Annotated in this window: 26 protein-coding genes; 11 read left to right on the top strand and 15 right to left on the bottom strand. The window is 54.2% G+C overall.

Annotated elements, in window-relative coordinates; translation table 11 throughout:
• Window positions 1-156: 156 nt before the first annotated feature.
• On the bottom strand, window positions 157-1,113 hold the full coding sequence (locus HALA3H3_RS16135) for an AraC family transcriptional regulator (RefSeq protein ID WP_236557319.1): 957 nt from the start codon (window positions 1,111-1,113) through the stop codon (window positions 157-159).
• Window positions 1,114-1,226: 113 nt separating this feature from the next.
• Here HALA3H3_RS16135 and HALA3H3_RS16130 point away from each other — a divergent pair, with 113 nt between their 5' ends.
• From HALA3H3_RS16130 to HALA3H3_RS16120, 3 genes are all read left to right on the top strand, one after another.
• Window positions 1,227-2,060, top strand: a complete 834-nt coding sequence (locus HALA3H3_RS16130; protein ID WP_022522616.1) for an oxidoreductase — start codon at window positions 1,227-1,229, stop codon at window positions 2,058-2,060.
• A 175-nt stretch (window positions 2,061-2,235) separates the two neighbouring features.
• A complete protein-coding gene (locus HALA3H3_RS16125; RefSeq protein WP_022522615.1) occupies window positions 2,236-3,066 on the top strand; it encodes a helix-turn-helix transcriptional regulator in 831 nt (276 codons plus the stop codon).
• Between the two features lie 79 nt (window positions 3,067-3,145).
• Complete coding sequence (locus HALA3H3_RS16120; RefSeq protein WP_022522614.1) at window positions 3,146-3,757, top strand: LysE family translocator; 612 nt, start codon at window positions 3,146-3,148, stop codon at window positions 3,755-3,757.
• Here HALA3H3_RS16120 and HALA3H3_RS16115 read toward each other — a convergent pair.
• Together HALA3H3_RS16115 and HALA3H3_RS16110 are read right to left on the bottom strand one after the other, a co-directional pair.
• Window positions 3,741-4,061: a hypothetical protein gene (locus HALA3H3_RS16115; protein WP_022522613.1), complete on the bottom strand. Its 321-nt coding sequence runs from the start codon at window positions 4,059-4,061 to the stop codon at window positions 3,741-3,743. The genes HALA3H3_RS16120 and HALA3H3_RS16115 overlap by 17 nt on opposite strands.
• A 24-nt stretch (window positions 4,062-4,085) precedes the next feature.
• Complete coding sequence (locus HALA3H3_RS16110) at window positions 4,086-4,811, bottom strand: ArsR/SmtB family transcription factor (protein WP_022522612.1); 726 nt, start codon at window positions 4,809-4,811, stop codon at window positions 4,086-4,088.
• Window positions 4,812-4,886: 75 nt separating this feature from the next.
• Between HALA3H3_RS16110 and HALA3H3_RS16105 the strand changes: the two genes are divergently transcribed.
• Together HALA3H3_RS16105 and HALA3H3_RS16100 are read left to right on the top strand one after the other, a co-directional pair.
• A complete protein-coding gene (locus tag HALA3H3_RS16105; RefSeq protein WP_022522611.1) occupies window positions 4,887-5,234 on the top strand; it encodes an NIPSNAP family protein in 348 nt (115 codons plus the stop codon).
• The gene (locus tag HALA3H3_RS16100) at window positions 5,231-5,578 is read left to right on the top strand and encodes an antibiotic biosynthesis monooxygenase family protein (RefSeq protein ID WP_022522610.1); all 348 of its coding nucleotides are present in this window, start codon (window positions 5,231-5,233) and stop codon (window positions 5,576-5,578) included. Before HALA3H3_RS16105 ends, HALA3H3_RS16100 begins: the two co-directional genes overlap by 4 nt.
• A 10-nt stretch (window positions 5,579-5,588) precedes the next feature.
• Here the strand turns inward: HALA3H3_RS16100 and HALA3H3_RS27430 are convergent, their stop codons facing one another.
• The 8 genes from HALA3H3_RS27430 to trpB all read right to left on the bottom strand — a co-directional run bounded on the left by HALA3H3_RS27430 (window position 5,589) and on the right by trpB (window position 10,675).
• Complete coding sequence (locus HALA3H3_RS27430) at window positions 5,589-5,813, bottom strand: hypothetical protein (RefSeq protein WP_022522609.1); 225 nt, start codon at window positions 5,811-5,813, stop codon at window positions 5,589-5,591.
• Window positions 5,814-5,825: 12 nt separating this feature from the next.
• Window positions 5,826-6,380, bottom strand: coding sequence for a carbon-nitrogen hydrolase family protein (locus HALA3H3_RS16095; RefSeq protein WP_022522608.1), 555 nt, complete (start codon window positions 6,378-6,380; stop codon window positions 5,826-5,828).
• A 120-nt stretch (window positions 6,381-6,500) separates the two neighbouring features.
• Entirely contained in the window at window positions 6,501-6,749 is a 249-nt protein-coding gene (locus HALA3H3_RS16090) for an addiction module protein (protein ID WP_022522607.1), read from the bottom strand.
• Window positions 6,750-6,870: 121 nt separating this feature from the next.
• Window positions 6,871-7,107, bottom strand: coding sequence for a helix-hairpin-helix domain-containing protein (locus tag HALA3H3_RS16085; protein WP_022522606.1), 237 nt, complete (start codon window positions 7,105-7,107; stop codon window positions 6,871-6,873).
• A 216-nt stretch (window positions 7,108-7,323) separates the two neighbouring features.
• Window positions 7,324-7,692: a hypothetical protein gene (locus HALA3H3_RS16080; RefSeq protein ID WP_022522605.1), complete on the bottom strand. Its 369-nt coding sequence runs from the start codon at window positions 7,690-7,692 to the stop codon at window positions 7,324-7,326.
• A gap of 99 nt (window positions 7,693-7,791) precedes the next feature.
• A complete protein-coding gene (locus HALA3H3_RS16075) occupies window positions 7,792-8,412 on the bottom strand; it encodes a LysE family translocator (RefSeq protein WP_022522604.1) in 621 nt (206 codons plus the stop codon).
• A gap of 173 nt (window positions 8,413-8,585) precedes the next feature.
• On the bottom strand, window positions 8,586-9,425 hold the full coding sequence (gene trpA / locus HALA3H3_RS16070) for a tryptophan synthase subunit alpha (protein ID WP_022522603.1): 840 nt from the start codon (window positions 9,423-9,425) through the stop codon (window positions 8,586-8,588).
• A gap of 20 nt (window positions 9,426-9,445) precedes the next feature.
• A complete protein-coding gene (trpB, locus tag HALA3H3_RS16065; RefSeq protein ID WP_022522602.1) occupies window positions 9,446-10,675 on the bottom strand; it encodes a tryptophan synthase subunit beta in 1,230 nt (409 codons plus the stop codon).
• A gap of 146 nt (window positions 10,676-10,821) precedes the next feature.
• Between trpB and HALA3H3_RS16060 the strand changes: the two genes are divergently transcribed.
• Window positions 10,822-11,724, top strand: a complete 903-nt coding sequence (locus tag HALA3H3_RS16060) for a LysR family transcriptional regulator (protein WP_022522601.1) — start codon at window positions 10,822-10,824, stop codon at window positions 11,722-11,724.
• 62 nt (window positions 11,725-11,786) lie between these two features.
• Here the strand turns inward: HALA3H3_RS16060 and HALA3H3_RS16055 are convergent, their stop codons facing one another.
• Window positions 11,787-13,010, bottom strand: coding sequence for a serine hydrolase domain-containing protein (locus HALA3H3_RS16055; RefSeq protein ID WP_082116870.1), 1,224 nt, complete (start codon window positions 13,008-13,010; stop codon window positions 11,787-11,789).
• A gap of 74 nt (window positions 13,011-13,084) precedes the next feature.
• On the opposite strand from HALA3H3_RS16055, the gene HALA3H3_RS16050 reads away from it, so the two are divergent.
• The gene (locus HALA3H3_RS16050; protein ID WP_022522597.1) at window positions 13,085-13,723 is read left to right on the top strand and encodes a TetR/AcrR family transcriptional regulator; all 639 of its coding nucleotides are present in this window, start codon (window positions 13,085-13,087) and stop codon (window positions 13,721-13,723) included.
• A 21-nt stretch (window positions 13,724-13,744) separates the two neighbouring features.
• Here HALA3H3_RS16050 and HALA3H3_RS16045 read toward each other — a convergent pair whose 3' ends face one another.
• The gene (locus tag HALA3H3_RS16045; RefSeq protein ID WP_022522596.1) at window positions 13,745-14,650 is read right to left on the bottom strand and encodes a LysR family transcriptional regulator; all 906 of its coding nucleotides are present in this window, start codon (window positions 14,648-14,650) and stop codon (window positions 13,745-13,747) included.
• 104 nt (window positions 14,651-14,754) lie between these two features.
• On the opposite strand from HALA3H3_RS16045, the gene HALA3H3_RS16040 reads away from it, so the two are divergent.
• The 3 genes from HALA3H3_RS16040 (at window position 14,755) to HALA3H3_RS16030 (ending at window position 16,234) form a co-directional block, all read left to right on the top strand.
• A complete protein-coding gene (locus tag HALA3H3_RS16040; RefSeq protein WP_022522595.1) occupies window positions 14,755-15,525 on the top strand; it encodes an NAD(P)H-dependent oxidoreductase in 771 nt (256 codons plus the stop codon).
• A 183-nt stretch (window positions 15,526-15,708) separates the two neighbouring features.
• On the top strand, window positions 15,709-15,981 hold the full coding sequence (locus tag HALA3H3_RS16035) for a type II toxin-antitoxin system Phd/YefM family antitoxin (protein WP_022522594.1): 273 nt from the start codon (window positions 15,709-15,711) through the stop codon (window positions 15,979-15,981).
• Window positions 15,962-16,234, top strand: coding sequence for a Txe/YoeB family addiction module toxin (locus HALA3H3_RS16030; protein WP_022522593.1), 273 nt, complete (start codon window positions 15,962-15,964; stop codon window positions 16,232-16,234). Before HALA3H3_RS16035 ends, HALA3H3_RS16030 begins: the two co-directional genes overlap by 20 nt.
• Window positions 16,235-16,262: 28 nt before the next feature.
• Here the strand turns inward: HALA3H3_RS16030 and HALA3H3_RS16025 are convergent, their stop codons facing one another.
• Window positions 16,263-16,862, bottom strand: coding sequence for a class I SAM-dependent methyltransferase (locus tag HALA3H3_RS16025; RefSeq protein WP_009287594.1), 600 nt, complete (start codon window positions 16,860-16,862; stop codon window positions 16,263-16,265).
• A gap of 41 nt (window positions 16,863-16,903) precedes the next feature.
• Window positions 16,904-17,845, bottom strand: coding sequence for a LysR family transcriptional regulator (locus HALA3H3_RS16020; protein ID WP_022522592.1), 942 nt, complete (start codon window positions 17,843-17,845; stop codon window positions 16,904-16,906).
• A gap of 106 nt (window positions 17,846-17,951) precedes the next feature.
• Between HALA3H3_RS16020 and HALA3H3_RS16015 the strand changes: the two genes are divergently transcribed.
• Entirely contained in the window at window positions 17,952-18,935 is a 984-nt protein-coding gene (locus HALA3H3_RS16015; protein WP_022522591.1) for an aldo/keto reductase, read from the top strand.
• Window positions 18,936-19,001: the final 66 nt, after the last annotated feature.

Here is a 19,001-nt window from a genome sequence, read left to right as displayed (position 1 = left end):
CTCGTGTGGGCAAATGTGAGGTTACTGTAGGGCGAATGTCAGCCGGGCGGCAGGACGTCTTAGAATGAACGCTTACGCACTAACGGTGCTATTTGCGTTGGGAGCGCAACTCATTAGCCTGCGCATGGCGGCGTTGTGACTAAACTCAGGTCAGCCTCAATGCGACGAGACGTAATCCGACTTGGTGAAAGCAGGCGGTAGCGCGAAGTTCTCCCGCATTCGCTTCGTTTCGGCAGCTGGCGTCAATCCGAAAAGCCGTTTGAACTCCCGATTGAATTGCGAAGCACTCAGGTAGCCGACGGCGTGGCAAGCGGCCTCTGCCGTCATGCTCTGACGAACCATCAGCAGCCGTGCTTGATGCAGTCGCGTGGATTTAACGTACTGCATGGGTGAAGTGTGCGTAATGGCTTTGAAGTGATTAAGAAACGTCGGAACGCTCATACCGGCCTCGCTAGCCAGTTGCGACAGGTTAAGAGGCTGAGCGTAGGTCGCGTGGATGTGGCGTAACGCCTTGCTGATTTTCCCGAACTGCCCCTGCATTGCCAGCGCCGCACGCATGGCATTGCCCTGTGCACCGGTGAGCACGCGAAAATACAGTTCTCTCACCAGCGCGGGGCCAAGAATCTCCGCTTCAAGCGGCTGACTCATCGTTTCGAGAAAACGTGTCACGGACACCCGCAACGCAGCATCCATGGGACTGGACATTAGGCTTTGGGCCACGTTTTTCTGGGTAGGAGACTGATGGCGGTCGATCTGGATCATCAGCTCCGCGGCGAGCTGAAAGTCCAGATGCATATATATGGCTAGCAGTGGGTGTTCTGGCGTCGCCTCGGTTTCCATCGTGAAGGGTACCGGCACCGCGACCGCCAGATAGTGCTGCTCGTCGTAAAGATAAACCTGATGGCCGAAATACCCCCGCTTTCGCCCCTGGCAAACAATCACGATACCGGGGTCGTACAGCACGGGGGTACGAGACAAGGGACGATCCGAACGCAGAATGCGTACGTCGGGCAGAGCCGTGAGGTTGTATCCTTCTTCCGGCGCCAGCGCCTGAAGCAGCGTCACCATGTGCCGCTGTTCAGCCGTCTGCAGAGTGGAAAATGTCTTTTTCACGCGGTACCGACTGGAATTATCAGAATAGGCAATAATATAAGAATTTTATGCCTGAAAGCAGGCAATACAAAGGGGTAATGTGCATCCTCCACTGATACACAGGAGCTATTTGCATGTCTACCAGCAAACTTATACTCATCACGGGCGTCAGTAGCGGCTTTGGCCGGGCGCTGGCTCAGGAAGCACTTGCTACCGGCCATCAGGTGGTCGGCACGGTACGCAGCGAACGGGCCAGGCAGGCATTTGAGGCACTCAATCCGGAGAAAGCAGTGGGCCGTGTGCTCGATGTGACCGACTTCGATGCCATCGACGGGGTCGTGGCCGAGATAGAGGCAAACGTCGGAGAGATCGATGTTCTCGTCAACAACGCCGGTTACGGCCATGAAGGTATCCTGGAGGAGTCCTCATTGGCCGAAATGCGTCGGCAGTTTGACGTGAACGTATTCGGAGCTGTTGCCGTCACAAAGGCTGTGTTGCCATACATGCGCTCACGTCGGCGCGGACATATCCTCAACATCACATCTATGGGTGGTTTCATCACGATGCCAGGCATCGCTTATTACTGTGGTAGTAAATTTGCACTGGAAGGTATTTCGGAGGTGCTTGGCAAGGAAGTGAAATCGTTCAATGTTCATGTCACTGCCGTGGCACCCGGCTCGTTTCGTACCGACTGGGCTGGTCGCTCGATGTCCCGCTCGCCGCGCTCGATCTCCGACTACGACGCGCTATTTGATCCGATTCGTAATGCCCGCGTCGAGAAAAGCGGTCAGCAACTTGGCGATCCGGCAAAGGCAGCTCGCGCAATGCTGGACGCAATAGCCAGCGACACGCCGCCGGAGCATCTGCTGCTGGGAAGCGATGCACTAGCGCTGGTGCGCGGCAAATTGTCGGCGCTTGCCGACGAAATCAGTGAATGGGAGACACTCACGCGCTCGACCGATGGCTGAAGGTTCAACTGCTAAATCCCTTCGCATGGCTACCTTTCGATAGCGCAATAGATGCCAATGCATCGTTGTCGGTTATCTCGCCTCCTTCCCCCGCAGCCGATTAGCAATTATGTACAAGCATCCGGGTGCGGGGTTGGCATAAGCTAGGTGGTGTGACTAATCAGGAGGGGGCGGCATGAGTAACGCAAGCCGGTTTCAATTCATCAAGAGCCAGCACGTGCCAACGCTGACGGTACTTCACGCTGCTATTGAGGATTTCAGCTACGACCGCCATGCCCACGAGGAGTATGCATTCGGCGTTACGCTGGCGGGACGTCAGGATTTCTTCAGCGGCGGGCAGTTTCATCGTAGCCCACCGGGCAACGTAATTTTGTTCAACCCTGAGGAAGTTCACGACGGCCAACCGGGCGGAGATCGCTCACTGGATTACCTGATGGTATATGCGCATCCCGAGCAGGTTAATGCCCTGTTTGCTGATGCTCTAGGCCACGAGCGCACGGCGGACTTTCGCTCAAATAACACTCTTGTTCAGGACATTCGGCTACGCAATGCCATTTTGGAACTGGCGCGCTTAGTCACTTCTCACTCTGGTAGCTGTATCGATCAGGAGAATGCGCTTTATCAGGTAATCGAGCGTACTGTGCAACTCGGCGGGATTTCTCAGCCCAACCAGGTGCTCACCCGCCCCGATGCGCTGCTGGGCCTGGCGAAAGATTATATTCACGCCCACTTGGATACGGATATCTCCCTGGATGACATCAGCCAAGCGGCGCATATCTCCAAGTACCACTTCTTACGCCTGTTTCGTCAGCATTACGGCATTACGCCGCATCAGTATGTGATTAATTGCCGAATCAATGCGGCCCGTTCGGCGCTAGACCTAGGCGCTTCTCTAACAGAGGTCGCTTTGCGCTATGGGTTTGCCGATCTCAGCCATTTCAATCGCCGCTTTAAGCGAATTTATGGCATGACGCCCCATCAGTACCAGCGTGATATCGCACGCTAGGCTCTGCACGAAAACTGCCTGCGCTCGCCGACTTTTCGTACAGGCTCTTACACCTAAATACCAGCATAGAGGTTTAACCATGTTAGGAATTGTCGCCTATGCCCTAGGCGCTATGTATTCGCCTGGGCCTGTGAATCTGCTTGGCTTGAATATTGGCATCAATGGGCAAGCCAGGCAGTCGGTTGGGTTTTGCCTTGGCGTGGGTACTGCGATGCTGGCGTACTTATTAGTATTGGGTTGGGCGGGTGCTGCATGGATCGATGATGAAGCACTCATCGTGGTGAGTGCCTTGGGCTGCGGCTATATTGTTTATCTCGCGAGCAAGATTGCCCGTTCAAGTGTTGATATAAGCGAGCCAGACAACGCCCCACGGCTAGTCAGTTATCGTGATGGGCTGGTCATGCAGTTGCTTAATCCCAAAGCCATTTTGGCCACCCTGCCCATTGCCACACTGCAGTTTCCTGCCGCTGACATTCATGGGCTTAGCTTAGTGTTTTGGGCATTCGGGCTGGCGATGTTAGCCGCGGGCGCACCCGGTAGCTATATCGTGATTGGCAGCGCCGTAGGCAGCCGTATTAAAAGCCCTGCTATCGTTAAGGGCTTTAATTGGCTGATGGCAGCTTTGCTGGTGGCCGTGGCGCTTTCGATTGGTGTTGAGCATGTGTGGGTACCACTTACTGCCCGAAATTGATCCCCAGTCGCAGGGCTTGTAAGCCGTCGAATTCGACACTTACTTCGTCAGAGAATAACGGATGGCCCTGCACTATCAAATCCAGCGTCGCCTGAGAGCCGCGATAAGTGACGCTCACTTCAATGTTCGCAGTCGTGTTAATGGGCGCCAGCACCCCATACTCAATGTTATCCACGCTGACGGCAGAGAGGCCGCGCTCATCCAACTGCTGCTGAATTTCCCGTTCAACGACAACGCCGTAATAGAAATAGATACCGGCATAGCCAAGCGCTAACAATACAACCAGTGAAAAGAGCTTTCCCATTATTTCTCTCAGTTTTATAGAATCTTAGAGGGTTACAGCGGCTTGTCGGGCTGAAACAGGTGGCGCACTCTGCGGTTCAAGCATTGCCCACAGCAACTTCTCCCCTTGGGCGCTGAAGACGATAACGCGAGAGTTTTTTTCTCGCCTCGCCCAGCCAAGCGCCTGAATTCGGGTAAGCAGTGCACTGCCGAGCGCGCCCGCTAGATGATGCCTGCGCTCGCTCCAATCAAGACACTCCCTACAAAATGAGCGTTTTGAAGAAGCAAGCGTATCTGTATCGATGCCAAATTGATTAAACCACACCCTTCCCTGCTCAGTGAGCTGTAGCCCTCCTGGGTGCTGATGAAGGATATCCGTTCGCAGCATCTGTTCATACACTGAAACACCCAACTCCCCGGCAAGGTGGTCGTAACAGATACGGGCCTTGCGCAGGGCGGGATCGCGTGGCCCTGTAACAAGGCGGTTCCCCTCACTGCGGCAAGCGAGGCCCATCAGCGACTCCAGGAGACTGGCCACCTCCGGACCCATCAGCCGGAAATAGCGGTGACGGCCTTGCTGCTCCACCGTGATCAGCCCTGCGTCTAGCAGCTTGCCAAGGTGAAAACTAATGGTCTGCTTGGTAACACCGGCCGTGTCCGCCAGTTCGGTCGCCGTCAGCGCACGACCTGACATCAGGGCGGAGAGAACCTCCGCCCGAGCATTATCGCCGATAAGCGCTGCAACGCGCACAATGTTAGGGCCTTCACTCATGGTTCGATTCTAGTCGAACCACCTGGGGCCGACAACGCGGTATCGTCCTAGCTACCGTTCAAAGGAGATACCCCTATGAGCATTACCTGCTTTATCCGCTACGAGATCGACCCTTTCCAACGCGACGCCTTCAAGGCGTATGCCGAAAACTGGGGGCAAATCATACCCCGGTGCGGTGGCCACCTTATCGGTTATTTTCTTCCCTACGAGGGCACTAACAATGTTGCCTGGGGGCTAATCGCATTCGATAGCCTGGCTACCTATGAGGCCTACCGCGCCCGGCTGAAGTCTGACGAAGGCGGGCACGCGAACTTCACCATGGCTCAAGAGAAGAAGTTTATTCTCAAGGAGGAGCGCAGCTTCGTTGAGGTGGTGGACGGCACACTGGGCGTTGAATCTGTCTATCCGTGGAGTGTTTTATGATCGCCGTGATATTTGAAGTTCTACCGCATTCGGAGCGGAAACAGGACTACCTGGACGCTGCCAGCGGGCTGAGCCAACACCTGGAAGGCGTCGACGGTTTTATCTCGATTGAGCGCTTCGAGAGCCTCACACATCCTGGAAAGATCCTGTCGCTCTCCTTCTGGCGGGACGAAGAAGCCGTGAAGCAGTGGCGCACGTTCGAACCTCACCGTTCCGTCCAGAAAGCGGGCCGGCAGGATATCTTTGCCGACTACCGGCTCCGCGTCGCTTCCGTCATCCGGGACTACGGAATGAATGACCGCCGCGAGGCACCGAAGGATTCGCTTGACGCACACCCATCATAAAGCGGGCGGGCTAGCCCACTGGGCAGCTGTTCTCGATAGGTAAATTGGTCACTAGCGAGGCGTCGAGTGCGCCTCCGTTTATAGCGCAAATCACAATGCAAGCTTCAGTGCCGTCAGCAGTGATCGCGAGTTCACCATCCGCATTCCAGCCGCCGCTTTTACCGCAGGTTTGCCAGCCACCTGTGTTGGAAATGTGGTTAGCAAGTAGCACCGGGAACTGGTGGCGTTTCGCCATGGCAGCGAGTAGCTACGCATCGACCTCATACCCTGCTTCAGATATCAGCGCGCTGGCAATATATACCTCCGCTTGCTGGGCGGATGCCGCTTCTGCATGGGAGGGATTGGCGAAGTCTGCACAAATGGCCAAGGCTATTCGAGTACCGTTAACCGTACATAGATAACTTTCGTTACCAGTCGAACAGTAAACCGCTTCCCCTTCGTGCAGGTACTGCTTTGCGTAGAATGCTCGCTCGCCGCTCGGGAAGCAGATAACTGCCCCTATCTTCGGCTTTCTGCCTTCACTAATGAGCGGACAGCCTGCTATCACGACGATATTATGGGCAACAGCGGCTGTGGAAAGTGTGTCGAACACCTCTGAATCTTTCAGCAACGCTAGCTGCTCTAATAGCTCAAGCTCATAGCCGGTCAGCGAAAGCTCAGGGAACACTACTAGATCGGCCCCTCGCACGGCAGCTTGCTGAATATAGGTAAGGTGCGTTTCAAGATTTTCGGCCACTGCGCCTTTTACAACAGGCAACTGAACGAGTGCGATAGTGGTACCGCTTGTGCTTCTGAATTTCATTTCAACACGCCTCGCCTTTAAATATTTTGTTCACTTCAGCCATAAAATATTCAGTTAGCGGCAAAAAGGCTATTTTTATTAATCCGTCATTGCGGAAGTGGAAACCTAACTTATAGCTGATTACTTCCCGTAATTTGGCTCACAATGTAAATGCATTCTAGCGCGCAAATTAGCAAACACTTGCTCACTTGAAACAGTAGCTACTTTACGCGCCAGAATGTCGTCTAAACGACTTTGGGCAGCATCGACCCACTGCTTGTCGATACTTGATTCTGGAGAGTTGAGGCTACGCAGCAGCGCATCGACTACTCTTGCGCGCTCTTCAACGGGTAATGACTCTGCTTCACTAACAAGCTCTTGAATGTTCATAGCGTTACTTTATTAATGCATCAAGTTGAAGGTATATCACCTATTATCTTTTCGCTATCCCAACGTCTATAGACAGTCTGGGAAGGTCGCGAGTTAAAGCGCTCTCTCACTGTTGCTGTTTTTATAGCCCTTGCTGGGCTCTCGCAATGGCGGCAGCAATCGCTGACTTCGATCGCGGGCTATTTTTCCAGCAAGTCGTTTGCAGCATAGATGCAACCATATCGGCTATTTCATCGACCTGGCGGGTGGCAAGTTCGCTAAATGAATCAATACCGATCTCTTCAAAACGCTTAATGACGATAGGGCCAATGCCCTTCACGCTCAACAAAGCTTCTCTTTCTGGATCCGAAAAGGCCACTTGTTTCTACCTCACTACTTAGGCTTTGTACGAAAACTGACTGCGCTCGGCCATGCGGCGTTAAAAAAAGGCTCGTGCGCGAGTCCGATCAAAATGCTCATTTACACCCCGTAAACTCCGCTTTTTCGCCGTTTTTTTGCCTTGCCTGACCTTCGCTCGCCGACTTTTCGTACAAAGCCTAGTTAATCAGTTTCGTCATCTGCTGAGAGTTTTCTCTTAAAACCTCGGTGAGAACCCCCGATCTTCGCAGGCATCCCAAGGTTTATGCACCACTAAGGCGCGTTCAGAAAAGCTACGCCACGGGATCTCCATGCCAAACACATCAAACGTCATCATACCCGAGCGGCAATTGATCAGAACGTCTACCACATAACCGCGATGAACCATGCCCACTGTCGTGGTATCAAGCTCTTGCCAGCGTATCGGCTGGCCGGTGAAGTCAGTGTAAGGGGGTTCGTAACCGCCCTGGGTCTGATCGAAGGATCGAAAATCCATGATGAAGCCAATACATAGGAGCAGTACGCTTATGAACCCGATCAGCGCAAAAACCACCGTCATCGTCTTTATTATCAACCTTGTAGTCATTCCTTTCCCTTAGCATTAGATAATCATCTGCGTTGAGCCAGTGCCCATGGTTAACGACTAGCGCTTGGTTCAATGCGTGTCTCCCATGTTAGAGCTTGCTCATTCTTTCTTAGCCAATAGCAGCCCTACTCCTGCGCTGGCCAATAAGCCTGCGCAGCCGCGGTTGAATAAACGACGCATGGCGGGGCGTGAAAACCAGTGGCTTAAAAAGCTGCCTGCATAGGCGTAACCGGCAATCGCTACCCATTCCAGCAGCAAAAACAGCGCACCTAGCACTATAAACTGCTGCCCTACATGGCCGCTGGGCTCCACAAACTGCGGTAGGAATGCGGTAAAAATCAGGATGGCTTTTGGGTTACCGGCGGCAAGCAGGAACTCTTGTCGCGCCAGCTCAAATAGGCTATTGGGCTGGGTGTCTCCGTCAACACTTTCAGTGCTGTCGGCACCCCATAATTGATACGCCAGCCATAACAGATAGAGACCACCAACTACCTTGATGACCAGGAAAATCTTTTCAGAGGTGTAAAGCAGCGTAGCCAAGCCGGTTGCAGCAAGCGTAATCATGCCAACAAAGGCTGCCAGCCGCCCAATACCTGCAAGACAAGCTGCCCTAACGCCATAGCGCTTGGCATTTGCCAGTGACAGCAGATTGTTAGGCCCTGGCGCCATATTGAGGGCGAAGCAGGCAGGAATAAACAACAGCAGCGTGGTTAGATTCATGAAAATCGCCTCTCTAGGCTCGCAGCAAAGTACTTCATTAGCATTAGACTATATGCCCAAGTGCTTAGATTAGCTGCTCACGAAGGCTTGGCTCAATCTTTGATACCAAACAGAGGCGATACATTTCCCAACAACAGCGTTAATCGGTGAGGGACGAAGCCCATGTGCCCATATCAGCAAACTTGCGGCTCAATCACCTCCCGGCACGCCCTGACGCTTTCCGCCAGTTCACTTACCAGACCATGCACACGCTCAACGGCTTCATCAGGCGTGTTGGCATTTTCGATACAGTCAACCAGTGCTGAGCCGACGACGACTGCATCGCTGAAGCGGCCAATGGTGGCGGCTTGTTCGGCGGTACGGATGCCAAAACCAACGGCGATGGGCAGCTCCGTATGTTCACGAAGCCCGGCTACTGCGCCTTCCAACCGTTCTGGCGTGGGTGCACTTCCACCAGTGACACCGGCAACGGAAACGTAGTAGATAAACCCGGAGGCATTCGCCAGCACCTTGGGCAGGCGTTTGGCATCGGTGGTCGGCGTGGCCAGGCGAATAAAATCGATGTTGTGTTGCGCCGCTGGCTGGCAAAGTTCCTCATCGTGCTCGGGCGGCAGATCTACCACGATCAGGCCATCGACCCCGGCCTTGGCGGCATCAGTCAAGAAACGCTCGACGCCGTAACAGTAAATGGGGTTGTAGTAGCCCATCAGCACAATGGGCGTGGTGCTGTCTTCTTCACGGAAGCGGCGCACCATTTCCAGCGTTTTGGCTTGTGTCTGGCCGTTATTCAAGGCGCGCAGCGCGGCTTTCTGGATGGCGGGGCCATCGGCCATCGGGTCACTGAACGGCATGCCGAGTTCGATGATATCCACCCCCGCTTTTGGCAACCCGTGCAACAGGCGGCGGGAGGTCTCGGCATCCGGATCGCCAGCGGTGAGATAGCTGACCAGCGCCGGGCGGTTTTGCTGCTTGAGAGCGGCAAAGCAGTGTTCAAGACGAGAGGTATGGGTCATGACGTTCTCCTGTGTTGCGCTCATAGCTGTTTAACCCCGAATTTTTCACCAAGGTGATGGGCCACGCTCATCATGTCCTTGTCACCACGGCCGCTGAGGTTGACCACCATTAAGTGCTCGCGGGGCAGGCCGGGGGCGCGCTTGGCCACTTCGGCCAGGGCATGGGCGGTCTCCAGGGCTGGAATAATGCCCTCCTGGCGGCAGCAGACCTGGAAGGCTTCCAACGCTTCGTCGTCCGTGGCAGAGACGTACTCGACCCGCCCCTGCTCGTGCAACCATGCGTGCTCCGGCCCGATACCGGGGTAATCCAGCCCGGCGGAAATCGAGTGAGCGTCGATAATCTGGCCATCTTCGTTTTGCAGCAAGTAAGTGCGGTTGCCGTGCAGCACGCCGGGGGTGCCGCCGTTCAGGCTGGCTGCATGCAGGCCGCTTTTAACGCCCTTGCCACCCGCTTCTACGCCAATCATCTTCACATCAAGGTCATCGAGGAACGGGTGAAACATCCCCATGGCGTTTGAACCGCCGCCAATGCAGGCCACTAGCGAATCCGGCAGGCGCCCTTTCTTTTCCAGCATTTGCGCACGGGTTTCATGACCGATCACGGCCTGAAAATCACGTACCATGGCCGGGTATGGGTGTGGCCCCGCTACGGTGCCAATGATGTAGAAGGTGTCGTCGACATTCGTTACCCAGTCGCGCAACGCTTCGTTCATGGCATCTTTTAGCGTGCCTGTGCCCGAGGTAACGGGGATGACTTCCGCGCCCAGCAGCTTCATGCGGAATACGTTGGGCTGCTGACGTTCGATATCGGTTGCGCCCATGTAAATGACACAAGGCAAGCCAAAGCGCGCCGCAACGGTAGCGGTGGCAACGCCGTGCATGCCTGCACCGGTTTCCGCGATGATGCGCTTTTTGCCCATCTGCTTGGCCAACAATACCTGACCGATGCAGTTGTTGATCTTGTGCGCGCCGGTGTGATTCAGCTCTTCGCGCTTCAAGTAAATACTCGCCCCGCCAAAGTACTCGGTCAGCCGCTCGGCAAAGTAGAGCGGGCTTGGCCGCCCCACATAATCACCCTGAAAATAAGCCAACTGGCGCTGGAATTCGGGGTCGTTCTTAGCGATGGTGTACTCGTCTTGCAGCTCTAGAATCAGTGGCATCAGCGTTTCGGCGACAAAGCGGCCACCGAAGCTGCCAAATAGCCCGTTGGCATCGGGCAGGCTCTTGGATACGTCTACAGGTTGATTCATCGCGACCTCTGAATGCGTTATCGAACTGTTCAGTAAAAACAGTTCAGTGAAAACAATGCAGTGAAAATAGCGCAAGCGGGTGGAGATAAAAATCGATAAGATGTCAGCAACATGTGAGCTTAAGTCAACTATCAGCAGGATGTCTCATGCAACACAGCATGCCGCCGCTTAGCGCTCTGCGCGCCTTTGAAGCCACTGCCCGTTTGGGTAGCGTGACCGCCGCTGCCGATGAGCTAAGCGTGACTCACGGTGCTGTCAGCCGCCAGCTAAAGAGCCTGGATGACCATTTTGGAGTAGCACTTTTTGCCAAAGCGGGCCGAGGTATTGTACTGACCTCGCACGGGGAGCGACTGCAGAGTGGTGTGGGTGAAGCGTTCTCACGCTTGAAGGATAGTTGCGCAGCGCTCAAGCGTGATGTTGAAGAGGCTCCTTTCACCCTGGCTTGTCCTGGCAGCCTTTTGGCCCGCTGGCTGATTCCCCGCCTGGATCGTCTGCACCGCGAGCTGCCCCAGCTGAAATTGCAGGTGGTGGTGAGTGAAAGAGAGCAGCCGGGCACACAAACGGACGCCAGCGCCACCCTAGCATTTGCCGCGCCGCCCTGGCCCACAGGTGTTGAGGTATTCGAGCTGATGGAAGAGCAGATATGTGCGGTGGCAAGCCCGCAGTTGGCGGCCCAGTGCGATCCAACTAAGCCCGGATCGCTGCTTGCCAATAAGCTTTTATATACATCTTCCCGCCCCCAGGCATGGCCGCAGTGGGCCACCGCCAAAGGGCTGGCGCTGGAACAGCTTGAGGCGGCGCTCAGCAGAGGCCAGAGGTTCGATCACCTTTACTACTTGATGGAAGCGGCAGTGGCAGGCCTGGGTATCGCCATCGCGCCGAGTCTATTGGTGGAAGACGACCTGAGGAGTGGCAGGCTGGTGGCCCCTTGGGGAAGTATCCAAACCCCTGCGCGCCTTTGCCTGTGGTTGCCCAGCCAAGCCGATAGCCGCCGCAGCGAGCCGCTGGCGGAGTGGCTTAAGCGGGAGTTGGAGGCTGACCGCTGCTAATATGGCTCCTCTATCAGCGTTTTTTTGCGCAATAGGTGAAAGCTTTAACGCATTAAAGCCTATCAATGTGCGGTGTCATCCGTTTCAGAAGCCCAGTCAGCCCCTTCATAGACCGCATCTCGTATTTCCGTCGGAAAGGCTCCCGACATCCCTTCGAATGCTGTGTTGGTTAACGCGACAACAGTGAGCTTTTTCACCGGGTCAACAAACCAGCTATGGCCATAGGCGCCTCCCCACTGAATAGTGCCTTTTGACTGCGGTGTACCCGCCGCATCAGGATCATTCAGCACCGCCCAGCCATAACCGAACCCCCAGCCAGGCCCTTGCGTTTCCGCCTGAGCACTGACCTGATTCTGCATCATTGCTGATACCGTATCGGGCGCTAGGATTGGCTCTCCTCCACTGCGAATAACTTCTAGAAAACGTAAAACATCAGCCGCAGTTCCAACCATGCCAGCCCCGCCTGAGGGGTAAGAATCAGCATTCGTTGCCCGACTGGGTGCAAAATGTGCGGCGCTCTGCCAAATAGGCACAGCCATGCCATCCGTCATACGAACCGGCTCGGGATCTCCATCTGCATAGGGCGTCACCAACCGAGAGGGATCGGAGGCCACAAAGGCTGTGTCTGCCAATTGAAGGGGCCCAACAACGGCCTCCTGCACCGCCTGAGGAAGCGTCTTGCCCGAAGCCTCAGCAATAACGGCGCCCAACACATCAAGCCCTAGCGAATAGCGCCATCCCTCGCCAGGAGGAAAGACAAGAGGCGCCTGTTCGAGCCTACGCAGATTTTCATTGAGGCTAAGCCCTGGCTGATCAAGACCATCCGAAATATTGAGACGGTCATACTCACTGCCTGTCGGTTCCATAAAGCGGTAGCTTAGGCCCGATGTATGCGTCAAAAGCTGGCGTAACGTAATAACCGGCTCACTGCCATCTTCACGTTGAGGTCGAAACGTCGGTAACCACCTTGTCACAGGGTCATCTAGCGTTAGTTTGCCCTCTTCAACGAGCCGCATTAGCGTCGCTGATACGATGGGTTTAGTGATAGAGGCTAATCGAAACACGGCGTCTTCATGCATGGGAACCCCCACTTCACGATCCGACTGACCCGCCGCGCGGCGATAGACGATCTCGCCATTTTGAGCCACTAACACGACCGTCCCAACGATTCTATTTTCCGCAATAGCTCGATTGATGACGGCATCCAACTGCCCTGTAAGGGCATCGCTGGCCGATGCCGACGTAGCCAGCATGATGCCTGCAAGACCGATCAAATACCTATTCATGATGGGAATACCTATAATAAGGAGCGACCACTCCATAATTAACGTAAACCCAATTTATTTCAAGAGTGATCATTGTGAAAAACACCACTAGTAATCCACCACGCTCGCGTGGCCGTCCACGGGCTTTCGACCGCAGTGCGGCCTTAGCCATCGCGGGGAAGACATTTTGGCAATTCGGTTATGAAGGTGCTTCAATCGCTGAGCTGACAGCCGCTATGGGCATCACACCGCAGAGTCTATATGCAGCCTTCACTTCAAAGGCAGACCTCTATCGAGAAGCACTGGACTGGTATCAATCTGAGGTTGGTGCGTTTGCGGTTGCCGCCCTGCAAGAAGAAGATGTGGTGGCTGCCTTCGAGCAACTGTTGATGGAAGCAGCCAAGCAGTTCTGCCGCCCGGATAGGCCCCGTGGCTGTATGATCTCGACGGCTGTTTTGACCTGCGCCCGCGACAATGACGCTATTGCCGATATGGTGGCGCAAGAGCGCGCAGCAACGATGAATGCCTTGCGGGATAGGATTGAACAAGGAATTTCGCAGGGACAGTTAAGTGTCGATACGAATGTTGCGGCACTCGCCCGCTTTGTCGGGGCAATCATCCAAGGGATGTCCGTGCAAGCACGCGATGGCGCCACCGAAAAGGATCTTAAGGCGGTGGTTGAATTGGTGATCGACCAGATAGGTCGTTTTCGGACGTTGCCTGTGACTACTTAAGCTAAGATTAGAGTACGTGTGCTATTTGCTCACGCACCCAACGATGCGCGCTATTTGCTCACGCACCCAACGATGTGCGCTGTGACCATGATTGCGCTCATGCCACACCATACCGACTTTGAATCCCAGTGATTTAATGGGGGATTCAACAACTTTAAGGTCGGAACGCTGGGCAACTAAACGCCGTGGCACCAGTGCCACAAAACGTGAGTGCGCAACAATCTCTGGGACGAACAGGAATGAAGATGTAGACAGAACAACATTGCGCCTATAGCCCAATGTTTGTAAGACCTGATCCACCTGAGTGGAAAAATCGCCTCCGCTGAGCGAAACGATTACGTGCTCAAGCTGGACATACTCTTCAATCGTCATTTCCTCACTTAGCTGTGAGTGATTCCAGCATCCAACCAGCACATAGTTCTCATCATACAGCGGCCTGATTCGTAAAACCTTGGGCGCCTCTTCGGGTGTCATGAGTGCAAGATCCACTTCACCCCGTGCCATTTGAGCTTCCAGCCTGGGTGGCTCCAGACTACGTATGGCGATTCTAATGCCAGGTGCTTGACGCCTTAATTCGTTCATGACCGCCAAACCAATGACCGCTTGAAGGTAATCGGTGCATGCAATCGTAATGGTCAGCGACGCTTGGGCAGGTTCAAAGTGCTGGTGCGTTATCAGCGTCTCTCGCACCTGATCCAGTGCAATACGTAGTGGGGTAAGTAACTCCAACGCTTTGGTGGTAGGCATCATCCCGCGGTGAGCCGGAATGAGCAGCGGGTCGTTGAACATATCCCTAAGGCGGCTCAGCTGAGCGCTGACGGCAGGCTGACTAAGATGCAGGCGTGCGGCGGCTCTCGTGACATTTTGCTCTTCAAGCAAAGCCTCTAAGGTCGCCAACAAATTAAGATCCAGCCTTTTATTATCCATATTTTATATAGTAGATCATAAAACTATTAATTTCATTGATAGCTTATTCTTGCCCACAATCTCTAGCGTATCCACCAAGTAAATTCGCCTGTAGGAGCATTAGAGTGTCCAAGACCATATTGATTGTGTATGCGCACCCAGAACCCACATCATTGACCCGCCGGTTCGTAACTGAAACGGTACAAATACTGGAGCGACAAGGCCAAACCGTGCTGCAGTCAGACCTATATGGCATGGGTTGGAAAGCGACGTTTGATGAGCACGATTTCCCCAACCGTATAAATAATGACCGGCTAGGCTTTATTCAAGAGTCGCAGCACGCCTATGCCACTCACCAGCAGACGCAGGATGTCGCCGCAGAGCAGGACAAGCTGCTTGCCGCCGACGCCGTCATATTCCACTTTCCCTTGTGGTGGTTTGGTATGCCCGCCATTCTCAAAGGCTGGATAGACCGGGTGTACGCCTATGGATTTGCTTACGGATACAAAGATGAAGGCAATCGTTATCGCTATGGAGACGGTATTCTCAAAGGCAAACGGGCATTACTGTCGGTAATGGTGGGTGGCCCAGCGGAGGACTATTCACCCCGAGGTATTAATGGCCCCTTGGAGGAATTGCTATTCCCCATCACCCACGGCGCCCTGTTTTTCCCAGGTATGGATGTACTGCCAACCCATGCCGTGTATGGCACCGGCAAACTTTCGAAAGTCAGCGTAGCGAAGGAGCTAGCCGCTTGGCGTCTACGCCTCGAAAATCTTTTTAATGAATCCTCTATTCCATTCCGGCGGCAAAATGGTGGGGAGTATCAGCAAAATATACTCGCTGACCATATTGCTATGGGGAAAGAGGGACTGACCATTCACATCGACCATTAGCAGATTTTTAGACAGCAACATCATGCAGACAAAGTATTATTAGCTGCACAATATTACCAGCACGTGCAACTATGAATTCAGGAAATCTAGGCCAAGCGCAGCGATAAAGCTATCGCTGCGCTTGGCCTTGTCGGAGCTAGTGAGATATAGTTGTACGGAATTTCCGTACATTATGGTGACGTTATGGATATTATCAGTGTTAACAAATTCAGAGACAACCTGAAAAGCGTAGTAGAACAAGTGATTAGCCAGCACGAACCCTTAAAGGTAACCCGTCGTACCGGAGAGGCGTTTGTGGTGATTAGCGCTGAGGACTGGGAAAGAGAGCAAGAAACACTGCATGTGCTTCAGAACCGAGACCTCATGCAACAAATTGCGGCTTCTCTAGATACCCATAGTCGTGGTCAAGGATACCAACCTGATAATGAGCAGATGAATGAGATCACTGGTATTTGAGGGCCGTACGTGGGAAGCCTATGAAAAAATGCGTGAAACAGATAAGAAGCTGCATAAAGCGCTCTGCAAACTCTTAAAAGAAATGCTCCGCTCTGACGATCCAACGGCTGGTATCGGAAAACCCGAGCCACTCAGACACAATCTTTCTGGCTTGTGGTCAAGGCGCATTTCACAAAGAGATCGGCTGATCTACCGGTTCGATGACAAAGCTATTTATATTTTTGCCATCGGCGGACATTACGATCAGTCCTGATAATAGTTAATTGATGAAAAGCACGACGCTACCTTTTCTGCACTATCAAATAAGTATGCAACTCCGGGTGCTGATCGTACTCCAGATGTCTGCACACCGCGCCTAACTTCATCAATAAGGATACGAAGCCGTTTGTGCCAAGCGTAGAGTAGTAGACCTCGGGCCCCATAAAACTATCGGTATGCTCACCAGGTTCGTCGGTACCGCCGAAAGAGAAGATCAGTACCCCACCCTTATTCAGGCTTCCGATAAGTTTGGTCATCACACTTTCCTGCTGCACTAGCGGAATATGCCAAATGCTGTCCCAGGCGGTGATAAAGTCGTATTTTTCCAGCGGCTGCCACTGGCAAATATCCTGGTGGTGAAAGGTCACGTCAGGGTGCTTCTGCTTAGCGAGGCGCAGCATTTCATCGGAAATATCCACGCCTTCAGGCGTAAAGCCTTCTTGTTGCAAGAAGTCGATAAAGCGGCCGGTACACCCACAACCGATATCGAGTGCCTTTCCTCGGCCCTTCACAAACGAAAGCGCCCTTTTGTGCGCCTCTATCCCGTTAGCGAGATTGAATTTGTCGCTTTGCCAGAGGTGGGTGATCTGATCGTAGGCGCTGCCAATATCAGTGGGTGTCATGGATGGCCTGTCGGATAAAAAGTGAAGACTTAGTGACTATATCACCCACTCAAGCGCTTGCGGTTACTGGCCACCAGCTCAGTCAGAAAGTCCGCCACGGCCCGGGTACGGCCTGATTGGGTGAGATCCGTCTGAATAACGAGATAGATGGGCTGATCCACGCCAATATCCGCAGCGACACACACCAGTCCAGCCTCCAACGCCAGAAAATGCGGCAACACCGCTATCCCCAGCCCCGCTTTCGCCGCCGCTAGCTGGGTCGCCAGCGAGGTGGTGGTTAACGCCGGTTCCTGCCCTTGCAGAACCCGCTCAACCCATTGGGCGGCAGGCAGGTGCGCTTGCATTTCTCCCCAGGTAATAAAGGCGTCGCTGTCGTAATTGCCCGCGTCATGATGAACCTCACGCTGGGCCACATAACCGGGGCTAGCATAAAGCCCAAACCCCAGCGAGCCGAGTCGGCGAAGGGTGACATTACCCCGCTCGGGCTTGACCATTCTGAGCGCCAAATCAGCGTCGCGACGGTGCAGATTGACGGTGGTGATATCGGTCACCAGCTCAAGTGTGATGCCGGGGTACTGAGCATAAAATTGTGGCAATGCGGGCAGAATCAACGACGTGGCCAGGTTTTCAGCGGTGGCCAAGCGCACCCTGCCGCTCAGCTGCGTAGCGAGTGCGCCCTCGCTAGAGAAGGCCGCTGCGGCGGCTTCCAGCGCTTCGGCTTTTTCGATTAGCCCGGCCCCTTCTTCAGTAAGCTGATAGCCCGACTGCTGACGAACAAACAACGGCAGCTTCAAGGCTTTTTCCAGCCGCTCGATACGCCGGGAGAGCGTCGCGATACCCAGGTGGAGTTCCGCTGCCGCGCCGCTCAAAGTGCCTTGGCGGGCCACCGCCAGAAAGGCGCGTGTGTCATCCCAGACCCACCCGCGGGGCATCTGGTTTTCATAACTGGAAAATGGTTTACCGAACTCGTTCATTTTTTTCATTATTGGATAGTGCCACGCTGTTATTGCGCGTTTCAACAAGCGCTCGAAAACGGCTCACGATCTCTTGATGAGCCATGGTTTCGTAAGTAATGACAGGAGACATAGCATGCAAAAACGCACTCTCGGAACCGACCTATCCGTTTCCGCCATAGGCTTAGGTTGCATGGGAATGAGCGAGTTTTACGGCCCCCGAGACGATAGCGAATCGCTTCGGGTGTTGGCTCGTGCGGTGGAGCTGGGAATCGACTTTTTTGACACGGCGGATATGTACGGGCCACACCATAACGAGGAGCTGATTGGCCGTTTTCTTGCCAGCCATAAGCCAAACGTACGTATCGCCACCAAATTCGGCATTGTTCGCAACCCTGGTGAGTATCAGCGTAGCCTGGATAGCAGCGCCCATTATGCCCGCCAAGCTTGCGAGGCGTCGCTAAAGCGGCTGGGCATCGAACAGATCGATCTCTACTACGTTCACCGCGTTAACCCGGAAACCCCTATCGAAGAGACCATGGAGGGCTTGGCACAACTGGTTAAAGAGGGAAAAATTGCCCACATTGGCCTCTGCGAGGTTAGCGACGAGACCCTGCGCCGCGCACACGCCGTGCACCCGGTGACGGCGGTTCAAACCGAATACTCGCTCTGGACACGGGACGTGGAGCAAGCGGTACTGCCCACCTGCAAGGAGCTCGGCATCGGCTTCGTGCCCTACTCTCCTCTCGGCCGAGGTTTTTTAACGGGCAGGTTTCAAGAAAACGCTGATTTCGGCGAAGACGATTTTCGTTCTAACCTGCCGCGCTTCTCTGAACAGGCCATGGACTCTAACCGCCGAATCGCGGAGGTGATTGGTGACATGGCAGCACTCAAAGGCTGCACCCCTGCGCAGCTCTCGCTGGCCTGGCTGCTATCCAAAGGCGACAACATCGTACCGATTCCGGGCACCAAACGGTTGCGCTACCTTGAAGAGAATGCAGCAGCGGCGTCCATCACCCTGACCACTGATGAGCAGCAACAACTTGAGGCGGCCACTGCTCGCCTTCCTGTCATCGGCGAGCGCTATACACCGGAGGGCATGAAGGGGGTGAATTCATGAGTTAAGGGCCTGTTGTCCGCCATGCCCTAGCAATATGTTGCTAGGGTCTGTTGACGTCTTGACGTG

Origin of the sequence: Halomonas sp. A3H3 (genome assembly GCF_000982975.1) — a bacterium.
Classification (GTDB): Bacteria; Pseudomonadota; Gammaproteobacteria; order Pseudomonadales; family Halomonadaceae; genus Vreelandella; species Vreelandella titanicae.
The sequence above is the reverse complement of the archived record's forward strand: the minus strand, read 5'-3'. Positions and strand labels throughout refer to the sequence as shown.

What these genes read in the sequence shown, in the direction of transcription:
- HALA3H3_RS16130 (WP_022522616.1), top strand. Translation starts at nt 1,227, where the DNA reads ATGTCTACCAGCAAACTTATACTCATCACGGGCGTCAGTAGCGGCTTT.
- HALA3H3_RS16125 (WP_022522615.1), top strand. Translation starts at nt 2,236, where the DNA reads ATGAGTAACGCAAGCCGGTTTCAATTCATCAAGAGCCAGCACGTGCCA.
- HALA3H3_RS16120 (WP_022522614.1), top strand. Translation starts at nt 3,146, where the DNA reads ATGTTAGGAATTGTCGCCTATGCCCTAGGCGCTATGTATTCGCCTGGG.
- HALA3H3_RS16115 (WP_022522613.1), bottom strand. Translation starts at nt 4,061, where the DNA reads ATGGGAAAGCTCTTTTCACTGGTTGTATTGTTAGCGCTTGGCTATGCC.
- HALA3H3_RS16110 (WP_022522612.1), bottom strand. Translation starts at nt 4,811, where the DNA reads ATGAGTGAAGGCCCTAACATTGTGCGCGTTGCAGCGCTTATCGGCGAT.
- HALA3H3_RS16105 (WP_022522611.1), top strand. Translation starts at nt 4,887, where the DNA reads ATGAGCATTACCTGCTTTATCCGCTACGAGATCGACCCTTTCCAACGC.
- HALA3H3_RS16100 (WP_022522610.1), top strand. Translation starts at nt 5,231, where the DNA reads ATGATCGCCGTGATATTTGAAGTTCTACCGCATTCGGAGCGGAAACAG.
- HALA3H3_RS27430 (WP_022522609.1), bottom strand. Translation starts at nt 5,813, where the DNA reads ATGGCGAAACGCCACCAGTTCCCGGTGCTACTTGCTAACCACATTTCC.
- HALA3H3_RS16095 (WP_022522608.1), bottom strand. Translation starts at nt 6,380, where the DNA reads ATGAAATTCAGAAGCACAAGCGGTACCACTATCGCACTCGTTCAGTTG.
- HALA3H3_RS16090 (WP_022522607.1), bottom strand. Translation starts at nt 6,749, where the DNA reads ATGAACATTCAAGAGCTTGTTAGTGAAGCAGAGTCATTACCCGTTGAA.
- HALA3H3_RS16080 (WP_022522605.1), bottom strand. Translation starts at nt 7,692, where the DNA reads ATGACTACAAGGTTGATAATAAAGACGATGACGGTGGTTTTTGCGCTG.
- HALA3H3_RS16075 (WP_022522604.1), bottom strand. Translation starts at nt 8,412, where the DNA reads ATGAATCTAACCACGCTGCTGTTGTTTATTCCTGCCTGCTTCGCCCTC.
- trpA (WP_022522603.1), bottom strand. Translation starts at nt 9,425, where the DNA reads ATGACCCATACCTCTCGTCTTGAACACTGCTTTGCCGCTCTCAAGCAG.
- trpB (WP_022522602.1), bottom strand. Translation starts at nt 10,675, where the DNA reads ATGAATCAACCTGTAGACGTATCCAAGAGCCTGCCCGATGCCAACGGG.
- HALA3H3_RS16060 (WP_022522601.1), top strand. Translation starts at nt 10,822, where the DNA reads ATGCAACACAGCATGCCGCCGCTTAGCGCTCTGCGCGCCTTTGAAGCC.
- HALA3H3_RS16055 (WP_082116870.1), bottom strand. Translation starts at nt 13,010, where the DNA reads ATGAATAGGTATTTGATCGGTCTTGCAGGCATCATGCTGGCTACGTCG.
- HALA3H3_RS16045 (WP_022522596.1), bottom strand. Translation starts at nt 14,650, where the DNA reads ATGGATAATAAAAGGCTGGATCTTAATTTGTTGGCGACCTTAGAGGCT.
- HALA3H3_RS16035 (WP_022522594.1), top strand. Translation starts at nt 15,709, where the DNA reads ATGGATATTATCAGTGTTAACAAATTCAGAGACAACCTGAAAAGCGTA.
- HALA3H3_RS16030 (WP_022522593.1), top strand. Translation starts at nt 15,962, where the DNA reads ATGAGATCACTGGTATTTGAGGGCCGTACGTGGGAAGCCTATGAAAAA.
- HALA3H3_RS16025 (WP_009287594.1), bottom strand. Translation starts at nt 16,862, where the DNA reads ATGACACCCACTGATATTGGCAGCGCCTACGATCAGATCACCCACCTC.
- HALA3H3_RS16020 (WP_022522592.1), bottom strand. Translation starts at nt 17,845, where the DNA reads ATGAAAAAAATGAACGAGTTCGGTAAACCATTTTCCAGTTATGAAAAC.
- HALA3H3_RS16015 (WP_022522591.1), top strand. Translation starts at nt 17,952, where the DNA reads ATGCAAAAACGCACTCTCGGAACCGACCTATCCGTTTCCGCCATAGGC.